Origin of the sequence: Mariniradius saccharolyticus AK6 (assembly GCF_000330725.2) — a bacterium.
GTDB classification, from domain to species: domain Bacteria; phylum Bacteroidota; class Bacteroidia; order Cytophagales; family Cyclobacteriaceae; genus Mariniradius; species Mariniradius saccharolyticus.
The window spans coordinates 125,332-143,975 of record NZ_AMZY02000009.1; the positions used below are offsets into that span (position 1 = coordinate 125,332).

At 46.3% G+C, this 18,644-nt stretch carries 15 protein-coding genes; 5 read left to right on the forward strand and 10 right to left on the reverse strand.

The features are described from left to right. Positions 1–22: 22 nt before the first annotated feature. The gene (locus C943_RS08285; protein WP_008626467.1) at positions 23–988 is read right to left on the reverse strand and encodes a calcium/sodium antiporter; all 966 of its coding nucleotides are present in this window, start codon (positions 986–988) and stop codon (positions 23–25) included. Between the two features lie 575 nt (positions 989–1,563). On the opposite strand from C943_RS08285, the gene C943_RS08295 reads away from it, so the two are divergent. Beyond that, a complete protein-coding gene (locus C943_RS08295) occupies positions 1,564–2,082 on the forward strand; it encodes a hypothetical protein (RefSeq protein WP_008626469.1) in 519 nt (172 codons plus the stop codon). Between the two features lie 368 nt (positions 2,083–2,450). After that, on the forward strand, positions 2,451–2,867 hold the full coding sequence (locus tag C943_RS08300) for a hypothetical protein (RefSeq protein WP_211208873.1): 417 nt from the start codon (positions 2,451–2,453) through the stop codon (positions 2,865–2,867). A 416-nt stretch (positions 2,868–3,283) separates the two neighbouring features. Here C943_RS08300 and C943_RS08305 read toward each other — a convergent pair whose 3' ends face one another. From C943_RS08305 to C943_RS08325, 6 genes are all read right to left on the reverse strand, one after another. Continuing rightward, positions 3,284–3,490, reverse strand: coding sequence for a type II toxin-antitoxin system HicA family toxin (locus C943_RS08305; RefSeq protein ID WP_008626471.1), 207 nt, complete (start codon positions 3,488–3,490; stop codon positions 3,284–3,286). Further along, positions 3,487–3,711 carry a type II toxin-antitoxin system HicB family antitoxin gene (locus C943_RS08310; RefSeq protein ID WP_008626481.1) on the reverse strand — a complete coding sequence of 75 codons (225 nt, stop codon included), beginning with the start codon at positions 3,709–3,711 and terminating at the stop codon, positions 3,487–3,489. Before C943_RS08310 ends, C943_RS08305 begins: the two co-directional genes overlap by 4 nt. Before the next feature lie 275 nt (positions 3,712–3,986). Then, the gene (locus C943_RS08315; RefSeq protein WP_008626497.1) at positions 3,987–4,922 is read right to left on the reverse strand and encodes a DMT family transporter; all 936 of its coding nucleotides are present in this window, start codon (positions 4,920–4,922) and stop codon (positions 3,987–3,989) included. Between the two features lie 104 nt (positions 4,923–5,026). After that, positions 5,027–5,392: a DUF4139 domain-containing protein gene (locus tag C943_RS21370; protein ID WP_051069547.1), complete on the reverse strand. Its 366-nt coding sequence runs from the start codon at positions 5,390–5,392 to the stop codon at positions 5,027–5,029. A gap of 72 nt (positions 5,393–5,464) precedes the next feature. Beyond that, a complete protein-coding gene (locus C943_RS21375; protein WP_051069549.1) occupies positions 5,465–5,746 on the reverse strand; it encodes a hypothetical protein in 282 nt (93 codons plus the stop codon). Beyond that, positions 5,685–6,896 carry a mucoidy inhibitor MuiA family protein gene (locus C943_RS08325; protein ID WP_040479682.1) on the reverse strand — a complete coding sequence of 404 codons (1,212 nt, stop codon included), beginning with the start codon at positions 6,894–6,896 and terminating at the stop codon, positions 5,685–5,687. Before C943_RS08325 ends, C943_RS21375 begins: the two co-directional genes overlap by 62 nt. A gap of 105 nt (positions 6,897–7,001) precedes the next feature. On the opposite strand from C943_RS08325, the gene C943_RS08330 reads away from it, so the two are divergent. Beyond that, on the forward strand, positions 7,002–8,363 hold the full coding sequence (locus C943_RS08330) for an AGE family epimerase/isomerase (RefSeq protein WP_008626499.1): 1,362 nt from the start codon (positions 7,002–7,004) through the stop codon (positions 8,361–8,363). 99 nt (positions 8,364–8,462) lie between these two features. On the opposite strand, the gene C943_RS08335 is transcribed toward C943_RS08330, so the two are convergent. Next, the gene (locus tag C943_RS08335; protein ID WP_008626500.1) at positions 8,463–9,656 is read right to left on the reverse strand and encodes an esterase; all 1,194 of its coding nucleotides are present in this window, start codon (positions 9,654–9,656) and stop codon (positions 8,463–8,465) included. 349 nt (positions 9,657–10,005) lie between these two features. On the opposite strand from C943_RS08335, the gene C943_RS08340 reads away from it, so the two are divergent. Together C943_RS08340 and C943_RS08345 are read left to right on the forward strand one after the other, a co-directional pair. Next, positions 10,006–11,733 carry a DUF1800 domain-containing protein gene (locus C943_RS08340; protein ID WP_008626501.1) on the forward strand — a complete coding sequence of 576 codons (1,728 nt, stop codon included), beginning with the start codon at positions 10,006–10,008 and terminating at the stop codon, positions 11,731–11,733. Positions 11,734–11,737: 4 nt separating this feature from the next. Then, positions 11,738–13,285, forward strand: a complete 1,548-nt coding sequence (locus tag C943_RS08345) for a DUF1501 domain-containing protein (RefSeq protein WP_008626502.1) — start codon at positions 11,738–11,740, stop codon at positions 13,283–13,285. Between the two features lie 132 nt (positions 13,286–13,417). Here the strand turns inward: C943_RS08345 and C943_RS08350 are convergent, their stop codons facing one another. Then, positions 13,418–14,821: a TlpA family protein disulfide reductase gene (locus tag C943_RS08350; RefSeq protein WP_008626503.1), complete on the reverse strand. Its 1,404-nt coding sequence runs from the start codon at positions 14,819–14,821 to the stop codon at positions 13,418–13,420. 178 nt (positions 14,822–14,999) lie between these two features. Continuing rightward, complete coding sequence (smc, locus tag C943_RS08355; RefSeq protein ID WP_040479685.1) at positions 15,000–18,539, reverse strand: chromosome segregation protein SMC; 3,540 nt, start codon at positions 18,537–18,539, stop codon at positions 15,000–15,002. Between the last annotated feature and the right edge of the window lie 105 nt (positions 18,540–18,644).

Sequence of the window (18,644 nt, forward strand, 5' to 3'; positions counted from 1 at the left end):
CGCCACCGCTCCAAAACTGATTTTACAGTGAATCCATGACCAAGGAGGTCACATAGGCAGTGTAAAGCACGAGGAAGATTACACCTTCCCACCTTTCCAATTTTCTTTCTTTTCCAGTGAAAATAAATACAAAGAGGAGTAGTCCTGCAATGATATTCATCCAGATGTCCCTAAAGTTTTCCGGTTGGATCGTGATTGGTAGGATTGTCGATGATACTCCAAGAATGAAGAAGATATTGAAAATATTGGAGCCCACGACATTGCCGATGGCGATATCGACTTTTTTCTTGCGGACTGCTGCGATAGAAGTTGCCAATTCCGGCAAGGAAGTGCCGATTGAGACGATCGTCAAGCCAATGACACGTTCCGATATTCCCAGCGAGGATGCGATGGAGACAGCGTTGTCCACGATCAATTTCCCTCCAAAGACCAATCCCGCCAATCCGACGATGATCCAAAGCATGGATTGGGCACTGGAATACTTCGGGATTTCGATTGACTCGGGCTTTTGGCCGGGGTTTTTTGAGACAATGATATTATACGCCAAAAACACTGCAAAAAACAGTAGCATCACGATGCCTTCGCTTCTTGTAATTAAATCTTCCGGCAGTTTATCCAAAAGCTGGTCGCTTGCTACGATAAGCACCAATAACGCCGCCAAAAATGCCAAGGGAATCTCAATCCAAGTGGTATTTGACTTCACAGCAAGCGGATAAATCACTGCAGAGACGCCAAGAATCCCAAGGACGTTGAAAATATTACTTCCCAAAACGTTGCCCATGACCATCTCCGGTGAGTTGTTGATCGCTGCAAATACGTTGACGACAAGTTCTGGCGCCGAAGTGCCGAAAGCCACCACAGTCAATCCTATGACGATGTTGGGAATCCCAAAATTGGCGGCCAAGGCCGAAGCCGCTTCGACCAATTTGTCGGCACCAAAGATCAAAATGACGAAGCCAACTAGCAGCAATACAATGGAAAGTATCATATCAGCGGTTTTTTGGGAAAGGTAAATACAATTGTTTTATTGATTGACAATCTTAGCACCAATTTTTTTTAAGTATGGAATAGGAATTTATTACGTTTGTAAGTCGTTAATTATCCAGATCTTTGGCTCCCATTCCATTGGCTTCAATTAGAAAGATATTCTCCAATTTCCTGGCGCTCAGTCTTCTCATGCTTAGCTTGGGATTTGGTGGCTTTTCGGATTCGAACCGTCAGGATTCCCCCGGAAAATCCACGTGGGTAGAATCTTATGGGTTGACTGACCATACGAATCTGGTGCAGCCGAACTTCAAGGTTTTCCAAAGCCAGATTGAAAGCTTCAAGTTCCCGGTCGACCAGTTTTGCTTTACAAGCTTTCCATTCTCAGTAAAAATCCTCAAGTCAAGGTCTCTGATTATTGATTGGTGGAAGAAAAGGCTTGTGTTTTTTGATATCAGTCGCGTGCTTTATCCCTTCCACTTTTTTTGGTGATCAATTGAATTTTTGAACATACCCACCTGGATCTTCCCGCAGGGAAGGCCTTGATTTCCTATTGATTACCTACAAATTCAACAAAACATGTTTGACATTGAACCAATCACCTTGGTCATATCCTTGGTGTTATTTGCCGCGTTTTGCGCACCATTTGTGTACCATATCAGCAAACAACGAAAAACGACAAGGCAGCAACATGCCCGCTTTGCACTGCTTGCCAAAGACGCACATATTTCGCCGGATGCGGTGGATTTCTGGCGTAACAAATATGCCCTCGGCCTCGATGAAAGGCAGAGACAGTTGCTTTATGTGAAGTTTGGGGAGGAGGAAACCGTTCATCTATTGGATTTGGGATATCCTTTTGAGCTGAAAAGCTACAAGCTTTCGGACAGTAATTTGGCTGAAAAAGGTCCTGTGCCGGATAAGTTTATGGATCGGATGGGTTTCCAGATCAGCTTAAGGGCGCCGATTCCAAAGAACTACACCTTGGAATTCTATAACTCAGCGCTCTTTTCTGACCAAATGGGCGAGATTGTCCTCATGAGAAAGTGGGAGGAAATCCTCCGTGGGGTAGCCAAAAACAAAAACTTGGTCAAATCCTGATTCCAAACACTAAAGGCCATCCGCCTGTCGTGAGATGGGCGGGTGGTTAAGCTTTGAATTTCCCCAATGTGGGAGGTGTAATGTAAGCGCCAGGCATGATTTGAAATCACGCATTCCTTTTAAGTTGGATTTGTAATTCAACCGATCTCAAACTATATTCCGCTGCGGTCTTGGGGTATAGATTCCAATTACAAATCGGTTTTTACAGAAGGTTTACTTAAAAGCAACCCAGCCACCAACGATTGTCTATACTACACCGAAGTGGGGTGATTCTTCAGCACACTGAAGTTTAGATCCTACAGGTTTCCATCATTTACAATTCATAGAATCTGGCGATGAAGAATTTGAAATTTATAATCCTGTCAATCTTGTTTCTGAATATTAACACCGCAAACGCACAACTGGATAATCTTGATTTAGACAGGAGTTGGATTAAGAACAAAAAGACTGCAAGAAAGGCATATATCAAGTGTGTTGGTGATGGATTAAATGAAAGTATTTTTGTCAGACTTGATTCCAAAAAACTTGAATTCCTGCCAATTGCCTCTTTTGAATTTTCAAAGACTTTACTGAATGATGAAATCGAAAAAGACATCGTTGACCACTTGGTTCCTTCCTCTGGATTTCCTATTTCCAGTGTTATTGTTTTGAATGAAAAAAATACGACTCCTATCTGGCTTTCCATGAAGGCACAAAAAAGCGAAAATTTCGATCTTTCTGTGCTTACAGCGATTCAAAAGAGTTTGGACCCGACGACTATGACAGGTCTATGTATGATGGATTAAGGATTTTGGAAAAATATAACTTCTCATTCCTTTTTTCTGTAAAGTTCGTCAGGAATTGTATTTGGTTCGTTGATGGAGAAGAGGTTCGTGTCTTGAATCTTGATGATTTGCAAATATATAAACCGGACCATTTTATAGAGGAATTCTGTTCAATCGAAACATTGCGAAGTCTCGTATCTGGGAATCTGGAAAAGTATTGCTACTAGGGTTTGTTTGACTAAAGGAGGGGCTTCGTGTTGATGTCAAAAGCCGCATGAGATGGTAGCCCTCTTCCCGAAATCCTAGCTCAAGGATTCTCGTACTTACCCTCAACTGGGAGTGGATGAATCAAAAGCTGTGAAGTCAGGGACGTTTTATTTTCGATATTCTATTTAGAGACCTCGAGACCAACGTCAAAATTGGCAAAAAAGGTGACTTTAGTCTAAAATTGTTTTGTCAATGCCGGCCTGTTTGAGTACAGCTAGAAAAGTGCCCTTTTTCATATCCTTTCCTCCGTGTACCGGTACAATGACCGTTTTGTTGGTGATGGGATTGAAATAAAGGTGGTGCGAACCTTTGGAGCGTTTGAAAATGAAGCCGTGTTGTTCTAGAATCTTGATAAGGTTCTTTGGGCTAAGGTTCATGCCATTTCAAGGTTCAAAGAATATTCCAGTGTATTCCGGTCATCAGGGACAGATTCGCCCCGAGCCTGCAATTCTTCAATATAGAGTTCAATGGCTTCTTTTGCCATGGAAATAGCTTCATCCACATCTTCTCCATAGGTTATACAGCCCGGCAATGCAGGAACAGAAACGGTATAACCACCTTCTGCTTCCTTGTGTAAATGTATCTTGTACGTGTACATATTGATTAGTGATTGACACCTGTAATTTATGGTTTCTTTGGTTGTTGGACAAATCCAAACAGGGCATTCTCGGTATTCGCAAAACTCCCGATTGAGCTATCTGATTGGTTTATTCGCTTCGACAGAAAGTAAATCCTTCTGTAAGTGTTGATTGGTAGCCTTTCAAATGTTGATCTCAACATAACTACTTTATCTCTACAGAAAATTCATTTTGAGTCGGAATCCAATTTCGGCAGGGAAATAGGATATTGAAAATCCAGAAGACATCGAATTTATCAATGTGATTTTTCTAGTTTTTTAGCCCCTTCCTTTTTCGCCCCCAAGGTCAACAGTACCACCGTAATCAATATGAAAAGCGTACCGAGCCAATCTAAGCCGCCAAAAGGCACATTGAGCCAAATTACCGCTACAGCGGCAGCGGCCAAGGGTTCCACAGAGCATAGCAAGCTCGCTGTCTGCGCGCCAATGACCGGCACTGCCGTCAGGAATGAGTAGAACGCAATCAGTGTCCCAAAAAGGATAATGTACAAAAAGGCAGACCAAGTGCCGATGTCCCATACGCCAATGACTTCCCAAGGCTGGGTCCATACCGAAAGTACCAATCCACCGATCAGCATCGCCCAACCCGTGACCGTTGCTGCAGAGTATTTTCTCAACAAAACCACTGGATAAATGGTGTAAAACGCCAAGGCGACCGCCGACAGAAATCCCCAAAGCAGGGCTTTTTCGGATATCACGAGGCTGCTGAAGCTCCCGTGGGTTACCAACAGAAAAGTCCCACCGATTGCCAGAAACAGGCTGGCGTACTCGAGCATGATGGGCCAGCGTCGGTTTTTGATCGCATAGAATGCCACGACAAACATCGGCCCGGTGTATTGTAGGACGGTCGCCGTGGCGGCGTTGGATAGGTCGATGCTGTAGAAATAGGTGTACTGCACGGTTACCATGCCCAAGACTGCAAAGACCAACAACTGCAAGATGTCTTTCGGCTTTTTCCAGATGGCGGCAGCGTCTGAGTTTTTTTGCAGAAAAGCGATCCCAACCAAAAGCCCACCGGCCAGCATCAGCCTCCAACTCACCAGCCAAGCGGGGTTGAGTTGCTTTTGCTCAAAAAGAAACTGGGCGCAAGTGCCGGATATCCCCCAAAAAATGGCCGAAGAAATGGCCATGATGAATCCTGAAACGGTCTTGGAACTGGTCAATCTCGGCATGTAGAGGCGGCGCTAGGTTTGAGTGCGCAATGTAGCCAATCGCGTGGATTTCAAGCAAGTGAAATAATGCGGCGAAAAGCATTTGCTTTTTCGCCGCTGTCCGTTCAATCCAAAATCACTTTTTCCCTTCTCGGATAGCGCACCTCATACCTGAATTCGAGCGTTTTTTGACCCTGGGCTGGGAGCTCCATCTTCCAAGTCAGGAATCCTTTTTCATCATCCTTGCTGGCACCACTGAGTTCGGTCGCACTTACCGTGATGTCGCTGACGACGGACACCGGGATTTGATCTGTGATGGTGAGTTTGACGGGCACACTCTTGGAGTTTCTGACTTGGATTTGATAGGCACGGGATTCGTTCACATTGGAGCCGACGTTGCGCTTGGTACTGAATTGGGCGACCTTTTCACGCTTGATGTTGATGCCTTGGTCCCTTCCAAGCGAAATGCTCAAGGTATCTTGGAATGCCACCGGGTCAAGTATCGTCTTCCCGATAAATGTCTCCTCGAAATACAGATTTGCCTCACCAGGCAGCAGGTTGAGTTACTCCCAATCCGTCACCTGAGCGATCAAGAAGGCCGAGGGATCCAATTTCGGTACGGAAAAATACTCATAGCTAGCCGGTAATTCCATTGTCTTCAGGTCCACGAGGAGCTTTTCGCCGTTGGTCAGGAGGGTGTAAGGCTTCTCGACTTCAATCTCCACCGTGGTTTGGTTTTCCCGGATCACGGTTTCCAGCGGTTCATAGGCGTCTTCGGCATCCTCATTGATTGTGGCGACAGTACCTGCGCTTATTCTTTTCGTTTTTTTTGGTCTGATATCCAACCACCACCTCATTTAACGCAGCGATATCTTCTGCCATCCTTACATTCATTTGATTGCTTTGGACTGGCATTTCTAAAGTTTTGAACCCAATGAAGCTGAAAACCAATCTATTGACACCATTCGGCAGGGTAATGGAGTATCTACCATTTACATCGGTCGTTGTCCCAATAGTGGTTCCTTTTGCAAGAACAATTGCTCCTGGAAGTGGTCCTCCATTTTCGTCCCAGACGACTCCACTCACTACACCATCCACCTTATTGAGTGCCCCTGAGCTTACGATCGTGTTTCTAGCGTAGGTGAGGTTCCATTTTTGGAGTTCGGGGAGGCTGCTGTTCTTGTTGGGTTGGGCGTTGGAAAGTTTGATCTTGACGTTTTTCCAATCGTTGCCCGTGTTTTGCCAGATTTCGGCCTTGTATTGGATTTGGATGGGCTTTTGGATATTGATTGCCCGGATGTCGTATTTGGGAAACCATCCCGCGCCCGATACCAAATAGGAAACGGCGAAATTGGCCGTGCCTGCTCTCTGCGCGCTGACTTTGATCCAGACTTCGGATACGGGTGTGATCGGCTCGGACTGAAAATCATTGATTTGCTTTTCCAGTCTTTGGATCTTTAGGCGGGTTTCCTGCTGTTTTCTCCGGTTGTTGATTTCCTCGGATTTGATGGCGGAAATTTCTTTTTCAAAAAAATCAAGCGCCTGCTTCAGTGCCGTCATCGATAGGCCAATATTGGCGCCGCCGAGGTTTTTGTTGTTTTGGAGGAGGGCCATTTTCTCCTTCAAGACATCCTGTTCAGCGACCAATTTGTCAAGATTTAGATTTTCCTTGTCCAAAAGTGTGACGAGGCTGTCGTTTTGGGATACCAGTTTTTTCTCCAAGTAATTGGATCGGTGGTTGACAGAAAGGATCGTCAGGGCCCCGGTGGATTTTACTTGCAGGCTCTTTTCGTCCATGTAAGGAGATTTCCCTTTGATGATCAGCGTCGTTTCCCCGGCATCGACCTGCACCGAACCATTTTCAAAAACCTGGGCGCCATTGCTGAAAATGGTCACTTGCTGGATATTTGTCTTGAGTTCTTTTTCAGTGGCCTGAGCGTCAAAATGGTAGCCAATGGCAAGCAGGATAAGGAAAGAAAATAAATTCGGCTTCATAGTGGGGTAGTTTTTGCAAAAGTCTAATGTAGTAGTTCATGTGAAAATTCCATATTTACTGCTTTATTTTTTTTATTTTTCAAATCAAACCCAAACCAGCCACCTATGAAGTCCATTCTCAGCATTGTACCTCTCGTTTTTTTACTTATTGCCTGTCAGCAGCAGTCTTCAGAAGAAGCATATTCCTACGCAGTTATTTCGGAGGAAATAGAAAAATCGCTTCAAGAGAATCTACTGGCAACTTGGTATCCAAAAGCCCTGGATCTGGATTCCGGAGGCTATTTCAGCAATTTTTCGTATGATTTTCAGCGCAAGGACGATGCGCAGGAAAAGATGATCGTCACCCAGGCGCGGCATTTGTGGTCGAATTCCAAGGCGGCCATTCGATATCCCGATGTCCAACATTATGCGGATGGGGCCAAGCATGGATTTGCTTTCCTCAGGGACAAGATGTGGGACAGGGAACATGGCGGATTCTATCAATTGGTAAGTCGCTCGGGTGAGCCCTTGTTGGAGAAATCACCAAAAAAGACGGCTTACGGGAATAGTTTTGCCATTTTTGGCCTTGCGGCCTATTTTGAGGCGACAGGCGACTCGACAGGGCTGGCCTTGGCGATTGATGCCTTCCGTTGGCTTGAGAAGCACAGCCATGATTCCATTTACGGAGGCTATTTCCAGCATTTGGACCAAAACGGTACTCCAATACCCAGGGCAGAGGATACGCCAAGCACCTCCGATTTGGGTTACAAGGATCAAAATAGCTCGATCCATTTGCTGGAGGCTTTTACGGAGTTGTACCAAGTTTGGAAAGACCCCTTGCTGAAGACCCGCTTGGAAGAAATGCTGGTCCTTATCCGGGACACTATTGTCAACGATAAGGGTTCGCTCGTTCTTTTCCTGCAGCCCAATTGGACGCCGGTTTCGTTCCAACACTTATCGGAAGAAGAAATCCTACGGCATCGAGGTCTCGATCATGTATCCTACGGCCATGATGTGGAGACAGCCTTCCTCCTGATGGAGAGTGCCCACGTGTTGGGCTGGGGTGATGACGAAAAGACCCTCGCTGTCTCCAAGAAAATGGTTGACCATGCACTTCGGTTTGGTTGGGATAATGAAATGGGTGGATTCTACGACGAGAGTTACTATTTCGCAGGTGAGACTGAACCAAGGGTGATCAAGGACAGCAAAAACTGGTGGGCACAGTCCGAGGGCATGAATACGCTGCTGATGATGGCGGAGTATTTTCCGGAAGATTCGATGGACTATTTTGGGAAATTCGAAAAACTCTGGCGCTACAATCAAGAGCATTTGATCGACCAGGAGCATGGGGATTGGTTTTCTGGTGGACTTGACAAGCAGCCCGAATTGAAAACTGCAGATAAGGGCCATATCTGGAAGGCGAGTTACCACCAATTCAGGTCCATGAAAGGCTGTGTGGACAGACTGAGGAAATGGGAACTAGAATAACCCATTCTGTCCCAACGTTGTAGAAATCACTCTCTTTTCCCCAGAAATCAAACAAAAAAAGCAGCTTTTAATGGCTGCTTTTTTGTTGGGCTGAATTCTTTATTGAAACAAGCGCGGTGCGAATTGACTCAAATATACGCGCCAATTTCTCCAGGTATGTCCGCCTTCGGATTCCACGTATTCGTACTTCATGCCCATTTTGTCGAGCATGTCACGGTATTCGACATTGGCCTTGTAGAGGAAATCCGTCTTTCCGATAGCGATCCAATAGAGCTTGTACCCATTTTGCATTTGGGTTTTGAGCGTGCCTTCGATGTCGTTGTAGACTTTGCCGGTGGCGTCTTCCCGCGGCATGATAGCCGCTGAGTACAGGCCGATGTAATCAAAAGTATTTGGATAGAATCTCGAGATATGCATCGTGTGATAGCCTCCCATCGACAGGCCTGCAATCGCCCGATTGGCTTTGTTGGCGTGTACGCGGTAGTTGCTTTCCACAAACTTTACGATATCCATAAAAGTGGACTCGTAGGTGCCGTCCATGGTTTTTGGAACCATAAATTGCGGCTTGTAGAATCCCATGCTTCCCTCGCCCGGCGCGGCATCTTGGATCACGTTGCCATTGGGCATGACGACGATCATCGGCTTGGCCTTGCCTTGGTGGATAAGGTTATCCAGAATCTGGGCAGTTCTGCCGAGTGAAACCCAGGCCTCCTCATCGCCGCCGGCGCCGTGGAGTAGGTAAAGGACCGGGTATTTTTGTGTAGAGTTCTCATATCCCGGTGGCGTGTAAACCGTTATTCTGCGATCCATGCCGAGTCCTGGAGAATCGTACCATCGCCGAGCGACAGTTCCGTGAGGGATATCGTTGGTCTTGAACAAATCCGCATGCCCGCCGCCAATGATGAAAATATTTGTGACTGAGGCGACATCACGAATCAAGAATGGGTTGCTTGGGTCCGTGGATGGCATGCCATCCACGATAAACGAATAGTTGTAAAGCTCAGGTCCGAGTGGGTTGGTTTTGAATTCCCAAACGCCATTTTCAACTTTTTTCAGATTGGTTTTTCCAGGACCGTCCATTTGACCCATGGGTGTTTCGATTTTTTCCGTTGCAAGAAAATCGCCTGTAATCTGCACAGCCGTCGCATTGGGTGCAAACAGTCGGAAGGTAACCGAATTGTCAGAGTGTATTTCTGGCGACACGATCTGTTGGGCTCGGAAAAGTGCTTCCTGCGCATTGGCCGAAAAGCCAAACAAGCATAGGATAAGTAATAGTAGGGTATTTTTTCTCATGATGTTTTTCTATTGTCTCATTTTGTGAAAATAGAAACTTGGATTGGGAATTCCAATTTAAATTTTGCGGAGCTCCTACTTGACCCGGTGCAATCCCTCGGATCGGTTCGTGTCAATTTTTGTTTCAGGTTTTAAAATCCAAAAAAGTGGGCAGTTAAGGCAAAAAAAATATGATTAAAAAATACTTTTAGTTTGATCTTTTTTACTCAATATCAATGCGTTAAATTGGGACTTTCAAATGTTGATCACCCAATCCCCAACGTTGAAAAATAGGATAGTAAAAACCGGTGCCGATATCAGGCTACGGGTACACATTGTCAAATTCTATTCAACCTAGAATTTTTATTTTATGGAACCGATCAGATGTGGACAGTATCGCCACTTGGCTGCCAAATACCGCAAGGTAGCGCCTCCAGATTTTGAAGTCATTCGACAGCAATTCGACGCCAACACAGATTATTCCAACGCGAGGTTGCAGTTTGTCACCACAGGTTTGGAGCCCTTTTCGGGACAATTGACTGATCGACATATTGCCCATCTGCTTAAGCGGACACTTTTTGGAATGAAAATGGAGGACATTCGCCGGCATAGAGGAAGATCAATAGATGCGATTCTCAATGAGATATTGGTTGTGAACCAAAACATTGGTACTCCTATCAACAACTATAATGATGCAGGTGAGGGTGTAATCGATCCGGTTGTTCCCTTGGGAGCAAGTGTTGTCGAAGCTCCTTTCCACCAAGATATCGAAGGAGAGCGGATCATTTCCATGAAGACGTGGTTGCTTGGCAGGATATTGTCTTCCACTCCTACAATACAGGAAAAAATGCTGCTTTTTTGGTGGAATTTTTTGCCGATCAAGCTTTGGGATGTTTTCGTGGCAAAGTCGGGCTATCGGTATATCAAAATGCTCTATCGTAACTCATTGGGAAATTTCAAGACCCTGATCAAGGAATTGACCATGGACCCTGCGATGCTGGTATTTCTGAGTGGGGCTTTCAACAACAAAGACACGCCGGACGAAAACTATGCAAGGGAAATCCAAGAACTCTTTTGTATTGGAAAAGGTCCCGGAGCGGGATACAAGGAATCCGATGTGCAGGCGACCGCGAGGGTATTGACTGGCTGGACGGTGGATTGGAATTCGATTCATACGGCTGGCGCGCCGGTCTCCTATTTCAATCCGGAAATGCACCACACAGGCAACAAGCAGTTTTCGGCATTTTACGGAAACAGGCTGATCACCGGAAAAACCGGTGCCGCTGGTGCAGGCGAACTTGACGAGCTGCTCGATATGATCTTTGGTACGGCGGAATGTGCCAAGCACATTTCAAGGAAACTTTATGCCTTTTTCGTTGCGACGGAGATTTCCGAAAATGCGGAGGCCAATGTGATTGCCCCAATGGCAAACCTGATTAGGCAAAATAACTACAACATCCTACCGGCACTCAGGGCCTTGCTGGGTTCGGCGCATTTTTTCCATCCTGAAGTAATGGGAGCGATGATCAAAACTCCGATTGACCATACGATTGGACTGTGGAGGACTTTTGAGATGCCAAGGGCGGCCTCAGCATCCGCTGAGCGAAGCTTTTATTCCAGCATGCTGTGGCAGATGAGCGGAATCGGCCTGGAAATCGGAGATCCACCCAATGTGGCAGGTTGGACGCCTTATTACCAAGTGCCGATGTATGACAAACTTTGGATCAATACGGACTCCATCACCAAGCGGGCTTTGACGTCAGACTCGATGGTTTATTGGGGTTTTTGGATCGGAAACGGTGTGGAGATCCCTGCTGACCTGATCGAGTATGTGAAGACTTTTGATACGCCCGAGGACCCCAATGCACTCGTGAGACAGGTTGCGCTACTCAATATGGGCATCGAACTGACGGATACCCAGGTCGATTTTATCAAGAAAATTCTCCTCAATGGCCAAGATCAAGACTACTATTGGACCGGGGCATGGCTGACTTTTATGGCCGAGCCGGGCAACCAAGAGAAAAAAAACATTGTCGTCAATAGGTTGAAACCCGCTTTTCAGGTCATGCTGCAACTGGCCGAGGCACAACTGATGTAATCCCATGAAAAGAAGATCATTTATCAAACATGCAGCGCACAGTCTGGCTATACCGGGCTTTTTGAGTGCGTTCAGCGGGAAATCTTTTGGCAAAACCCTGAATTCATTCCTGCATTTGGCCAATGAAACCGACCGAGCTTTGGTCTTGATTTATCTTGAAGGTGGAAACGACGGTTTGAATACAGTTATTCCTTTGACCAATTACAGCGGCCTTACCAATGTACGCCCGCATGTGGTTATGCCGGAAAACAGGCTCTTGAGCTTGGACGGCATGGATTTCGCCTTTCACCCTTCCTTGAGTGGATTCAGGTCACTTTTTGAGGAAAACCGTCTCCAAGTAATCCAATCCGTGGGCTATCCCGAGCAGAATTTTTCACACTTCCGATCAACCGACATTTGGATGAGTGCCTCTGATGCGGACAAGAATATCCCGACGGGATGGACAGGCAGGTATTTGGAGGCGGCGCATCCAGAGTATCCGGAGGCATACCCCAACGCAGATTTTCCTGATCCTTTGGCAGTTGAAATTGGTTACGGTGCCTCGATGCTTTTCCAGGGCGAAAGAGCCGGCTGCAGCATGGTGATCAACAATACCAATGCTTTTTATCAATTGGTCAGCAATACAATCGATGAAGTTCCTGATACGATGGCGGGAGATCGGCTGAAACATATCCGCCTCATTGCGCAGCAATCCCAGAAGTATGGTGCTTCGATCCGCAAAGCGGCTGATAAAATTGGCCAGCAGAAACCCTATCCGGACACGAGACTTGGCAACCAGCTCAAAATCGTTTCCCGCTTGATATCCGGCGGGCTAAGGACGCCATTGTACCTGGTGAGAATGGGAGGATTTGATACCCATGACAACCAAGTCGATGGGGGAGACAAAACCAAAGGTGAGCACGCCGAATTGCTCAAAAACCTGAATGACGCAGTGATGTCTTTTATGGCGGACTTGGAGTTTCAAGGTGTAGCGGATCGTGTGATGGGGATGACTTTTTCGGAGTTTGGCAGAAGAATTGTCTCCAACGCGAGTATGGGCACCGACCATGGTGCGGCAGCACCACTGTTTATTTTTGGAAATATGTCCTATGGAGGTTCCCAAGGGAAAACCCCCAAAATCAAAGGGACTGAAGTGTACAGGGACAACTTAGAAATGGAGGTCGATTTTCGCCAAGTCTACGGCTCGCTCCTGAGTCAGTGGCTAAAGGCGGACCAAAGTGCTTCGATGGCGGCAACTTTGCGGGAATTTGACCAAATTCCCGTCGTGAAAAATGCCGTCGTGACCTCCATCCAAGATCGGGAAGCCAGTTTGATCAAATTCTATCCAAACCCCGTGAGGGATTTTGCCACGCTAAAAGTAGATGCGGAGGGATGGGTAAAGGTTGATTTGATCGATGGAATGGGAAGGTTGGCTGTGACTTTGTTTGATGGTCTCGTTGCATCCAGCCCGGCGATGATCAATTTGGATTTCAGCCGTATTCCGACGGGACGCTATGTGCTGAGGGTTGGTAATGGAAATCGGGTGTGGACTCATCATGTGATCAAGCTTTGATATTTTTGGTCAAGTAGGTTTTAAACCGTCTTCTTTATCCAACTTCGTGTAGGTGCGTTTTACTACGATTTAATAGTAAATAAAAAAACTCCCGTCGGTCTTCCAGCGGGAGTCTTTTCTACTGAGTATCGATCAACTTTGGAGGTGTTTGTCCAGCGTTTCGCGGATTGGTCCGGAGGGACGGTCGGCTGAGGGATCGATGATTTTTCCCTCTTTATCCAAAAGTAAAAATCTTGGGATACCATTGACCATGAAATGTTGGGCCAATTCTGACTGCCAGGCATTTTCCGCAAACCACTGTAATCCGTCCATTTTCTTTTCTTTAACCATTTTTTCCCAAGGCTCGCGGCTGTCGTCGATCGACACGGTCAGGAAGGCTACATCCTTATCCTTGTAGTCAGCTTTGAGTTTGTCCCAGTGGGGATGCTCCGCGATGCAGGGTCCGCACCAGGTAGCCCAGATATCGATATAGACCAGTTTTCCCTTGAGGTCGCTGATTTTGACAGGCTGGCCCTTGATATCGGTAAAGGAGAAATCAGGTATAGGTTTGCCGGGGCTGATGGGTTCCCATTTGGCGACGAGCTTATCCAGTTTGCCAAGGTATTTTTCAGACTTGGTTGATGCTTTGAATTTTTGGATATCTTTTTCGCTATGTACAGGTCCACGGTATTCGAGGTTCATCTTGATCGCTTGGAACCTGAGGAAATCCTTTACGTCCTGGTTTTTCACCAAAGTATCTACCACATTCCAATTGACGTCCTCATACTTGAGTGTACTGTCGATTTTCAAGACTTCCGTCGTGGCTTCTCCGATCCTCAGGTCCAACATATTTAGGAAGGGTTGTACCCTAAGTAACTTTGGATCATCCAATGTGAGGTTGCGGATGGCTTTTTTGGTTTCCTCCACCGGGAAATCGACTGAGTCCGCGTGGATCTTATTGATATATCCGTGGTACATCGGAAACATGGCGTCCATAAAAAGGCTCTGGTACTTGAAATAGGCGTTTTCCATTTCCAAAAACGCCTGGTCGGCTTGGGGATTGGCGGAAAGTTCCTCAAATGGCTTTTTTACCAAGGCCAAAATGCTGTCTTTTTTGGCGAAATACACATCCTTGGGATGCTTCATCAGCTCCATCCAATTGTCCAATCCGGATTCATTGCTGGTTATGATTTTTTTTCTCAAATAGGAATTTTCCAGCGCTTTGGATCCTTCCGCCTTGAATGTTTTTCCAAATTCCTTCGCATCGCCGGTCAGAAAAATGCTATCGCCCGGACTCAAGTAAAGCGTGAATCGCAGGTCACCGCTCTGAACCATGAAGGATTCGGTTTCTTTGTGTTCGAAATTCAAGACAAAATTGCCGTCCGCATCCAATGAATCGGTGGCCAAGTCATCGTCCAAGGAGACCTTGATGGTGGCTGCTCCTGGATTGGAGATCTTTCCGGCAATGGTGATGCCGTAATTTGGTTCTTTGGGTGGGCTGGAACATGCCCATGCCATCAGCATTGAAAAGGCGAAGATTTTTTGGATGGTTTTCATAAAAAGGGAGTTTTGTTGAAAGGTGGCAAATGGAAAATGTGTGCGTCTAATTTAGTTGATAATACCTAAATACGCAAGATAAACAACTTAAGATTTGACGGAATTAAGAAAAATTAAGATTTCCCTAATATTTTCTACTCAAAAAGTCACGATAAATTGGAAAAATGAAATCACATTCTTAAGCCAACTCCCGCAAATCCACCGGAACCACCCGTGATACCCCAGCCTCGATCATCGTAATGCCATAGATGATGTCGGTACTCGCCATGGTGCGCTTGTTGTGCGTGACGATGATGAATTGGGATTCAGACGAAAAAGTTTTAATGATGTTGTTGAACTTGTCGATGTTGGCGTCGTCGAGCGGCGCATCCACCTCGTCAAAAATACAGAACGGAGCGGGTTTCAAAAGATAAATGGCGAAAAGGAGGGAAGTAGCCGTGAGGGTTTTTTCCCCTCCCGACAATTGATTGATCGTCAGCGGACGCTTACCCTTCGGCTTGGCCATGATTTCGATCGGGCTTTCCAGGGGATTTTCCGGTTCGACGAGTTTCAGGTCACAGTCGTCCTCTGCGGTAAACAGCGATCTGAATACCTTGACGAAGTTTTCCTTGATCTTGCCGAATGCATCCAAAAACGTATCCTTTGCTACTTGGTCGATTTCCGAAATCGTTTGGACTAGTGAGTTTTTTGCCTTGATCAGATCCTCTTTTTGGGTATTGATAAAGGTGTAGCGCTCCTTAATTTCGTCGTAGGCTTCCATCGCCATCGGGTTGATCGGTCCGATTTTCTCCAGGCGTTCACGGCATTTGCCCACGATATCCCGGATTTCAGCCTCGGACAATTCAGTATAATTTGGATCCAAAGCTGGGTTTTCTTCCATCAGCGCATCCAAGTCAATCTCAAACTCCACGCTAAGTCGCTCCTTCAGGCTTGCCAATTTGAGCTTGACCTCGTTCATGGAGTTTTCCATTTCGTGGATCAGCGCATCCAAGGATTCCTTGGACTTTTGCAGTTCACGGATTTGCTTATCGGCTAGGTCTATTTCGCCACGGGTGGCATAGTAGTCTTTTTCGGCTTCGTTAACGCCTTTTTCAATGGTTTCTTTTTCCGCATACAATTCGATCAATTCGTCGTCCTTGATTTCATTGTTTTCCAAAAGGTTTTTGATCTCCGCGTCAATGTGGCCGAGCTCTGATTGGGATTTTTCGATGCGTTCCTTGCTGCTTTCGAAAGCTGATTGTTTGAATTCGATCTCCTGCGAAAGGCTATTGACCCGGTTCAGTTGCTGGTGGTACAGGATGTTCTCCTGGTTGAAGGCGGCGGATTTTTGGCTAAGGCTGTCTGTTTCAGCTTGCAGCAAATGATTGATTTCCTCCAAATCAAATTCCAGCGTTTCGAAGGCTGCTTTTGCATCTTCCAAGTCAGGCAAAATCGTGGCAAGGCTGATCTGCAGGGAATCGATCCGATCCAAGATATCTTCCCGTTTGTTGGCGTTGGAAGAAAGCAACTCCGCCAATTGTTCCTTTTTGGTGCGGATGGAGATGTAGTCTTGGTTGACTTCGTTTATTGACTGCTGAAGGGATTCGATTTGCGATTTGTAGCTTACCTCTTTGAGTTTGAGTAGGTCACTGACTTTCTCATCCAATTTCGATCTTGTGCCCGACACTTTCTTCCCGAGTTCCTTGATTTCCTTTTCGAGTTTTTCCAGGTTTTTGGCACGCCCGATTCTTTTTCCTTCAAAAAGTCCGACAGATCCGCCGGAAATGCTGAATTTCCTTTTTGTGAATTTGCCGCTTTCGGAAATAAACGTCGCGCCATCTGCCTGCGGAAAATCGCCATATTCACCCTTCACGATGTAGACATTGTCAAGGATGAACCCGATCAATTTGCCGTACTTCTCGTCGTATTCGATGATTTCCGTAGCCGGTATCGCATTCGCAAAGAGTTTGGTCTGTCCAGGATGAAATGCTTGGAAATGCTCCAAAACAAAGAAGTTTGCCTTTCCTTTCGCCGCGTCGCTGAGGAGGTTCACAGCCGCGATCGCCTGCGCCTCCGTGTCGACCACATAGTAATTCATGTAGTTTTCGAGGAAATTCTCGATCGTCACGCGGTATTTTTCCTCGGTCGTCAGGATATCGGAAAGCAGGGGAATGTCCTTGGCCCAAGTGGAGTTTTTCTTTAAAAACTTGATGGCTTCCGGGAAACCCTCCAAATTCTCCACCAGGGATTTTGTAAGGTTAAATTCGTTTTGCTTGGCATCGAGTTTTCTGGAAGTCTGCGTGACTTCTTCCCGGATCATCTCAATGATGCGGTTGGTCTCCTCGATTTTCTGGTTTTGGTCTTCCTGTTTGGTTTTGAGCGAATCCAAGGCGGCCATTTTTTCGTCCAAATCGGACTTCAATGCGGTGATTCTTCCCTCAAATTCAGCCAAGTTGGAAACCTGATGGCTATCGTCGGAGGTGGTTTTTTCCAGTTCCTGCTTGAGCGTCGACAACTGGATTTGCTTGATTTCCTGATCTTTTGAAAGATGGAAAACCCGGTCCTTCTTGGCACCATGAAGCCTTGCCAATTCCCGCTGTTTTTCTTGGGTTAGGGATTGGGTTTGCTTTTGCGTCTCATAGGATTGCCTTAATTCTCCCAGAATGGTTTCTTTTTCCGCGAGTATTTTTCTGGCGGTTTCTAATTCGTGTTCAAGCGAACGGATGCTGAACCCTGCCCTGTCGTTTGATTTCCTGTCGATGTCGATTTGTTCGCGAAGCTTTTGTGAACGATCCTCGAGGAAGCGCAGGCGCTCATTCTTGATTTTTTTGTCGCTCTCAAACTGCCGGATTTTGTTGACGTGCTCGTTGAGTGTTTTTTGGCGGGAGGCTAGGAGTTTTTCCTTTTGGATCAAATCCGATTTGCTTGATTCAAGATAGGATTCCTTTTCCGCAATTTTGGCATTGATTTGAAGTTTTCGGTCCTGCTCGGCACTAATCCTCTTGTTTAGTTCGAGGAGTGAATCGGTCTGTTTCAGAACCGATTTTTTTGCCAAATTGATGCTTGCCTCTTTGTATTCTTGTTTGATTTCAAAATACTTGGCAGTTTGCTTGGCCTGTTTTTCGAGGCTTTTCAGGTTTTTTTCAATCTCAAAAAGGAGGTCTTCCACACGTTCCAAGTCCGCATCTGTATCCTCGAGTTTTCGAAGGGTTTCCTTTTTCCTTGTCTTGAATTTTGAAATCCCCGCTGCCTCTTCGAAGAGTTCCCTCCGAGAGTTGTTTTTGTCGTTGAGCAGTTCATCGATCATTTTCAGCTCGATGATGGCGTAGCTGTTGGAGTTGATGCCCGTGTCCATGAAGAGATTGGTGATGTCTTTCAGGCGACAGTGCACGCCGTTGAGCAGGTACTCACTTTCTCCGGTTCGGTAGTAGCGTCGGGTGATCGTGACCTGCGTGTATTCGGTGGGAAGGAGGTTTTTGGTGTTTTCGAAGGTCAGCGAAACCTCCGCGAGGTTGGTGGGCTTGCGGTTTTTGGTGCCGTTGAAGATGACGTTTTCCATCTTGTCGGAGCGGAGCATTCGGGATTTTTGCTCCCCGAGTACCCAACGGATTGCATCGACCACATTGGACTTTCCACATCCGTTTGGACCGACCACACCCGTAATCCCTTTGTCAAAATGGATGACCATGCGGTCACCGAAACTCTTGAAACCTTTTATCTCCAGCTTGCTCAGCAGCATCCCAAATATCCTTGAATTGTATCCCGACAAAATTACTTGAATTCAGAAATTAACCAAGGCCGATCAGTCGGCAGGGCTCAGTGCTCAGATAGCAGAGGTCAGTCA

Coding starts and splice junctions, on each gene's coding strand:
- C943_RS08340 (WP_008626501.1), top strand. CDS start 10,006: ATGGAACCGATCAGATGTGGACAGTATCGCCACTTGGCTGCCAAATAC.
- C943_RS08305 (WP_008626471.1), bottom strand. CDS start 3,490: ATGAACCTTAGCCCAAAGAACCTTATCAAGATTCTAGAACAACACGGC.
- C943_RS08330 (WP_008626499.1), top strand. CDS start 7,002: ATGAAGTCCATTCTCAGCATTGTACCTCTCGTTTTTTTACTTATTGCC.
- smc (WP_040479685.1), bottom strand. CDS start 18,539: ATGCTGCTGAGCAAGCTGGAGATAAAAGGTTTCAAGAGTTTCGGTGAC.
- C943_RS08295 (WP_008626469.1), top strand. CDS start 1,564: ATGTTTGACATTGAACCAATCACCTTGGTCATATCCTTGGTGTTATTT.
- C943_RS08335 (WP_008626500.1), bottom strand. CDS start 9,656: ATGAGAAAAAATACCCTACTATTACTTATCCTATGCTTGTTTGGCTTT.
- C943_RS08285 (WP_008626467.1), bottom strand. CDS start 988: ATGATACTTTCCATTGTATTGCTGCTAGTTGGCTTCGTCATTTTGATC.
- C943_RS08325 (WP_040479682.1), bottom strand. CDS start 6,896: ATGAAGCCGAATTTATTTTCTTTCCTTATCCTGCTTGCCATTGGCTAC.
- C943_RS08345 (WP_008626502.1), top strand. CDS start 11,738: ATGAAAAGAAGATCATTTATCAAACATGCAGCGCACAGTCTGGCTATA.
- C943_RS08310 (WP_008626481.1), bottom strand. CDS start 3,711: ATGTACACGTACAAGATACATTTACACAAGGAAGCAGAAGGTGGTTAT.
- C943_RS08350 (WP_008626503.1), bottom strand. CDS start 14,821: ATGAAAACCATCCAAAAAATCTTCGCCTTTTCAATGCTGATGGCATGG.
- C943_RS08315 (WP_008626497.1), bottom strand. CDS start 4,922: ATGCCGAGATTGACCAGTTCCAAGACCGTTTCAGGATTCATCATGGCC.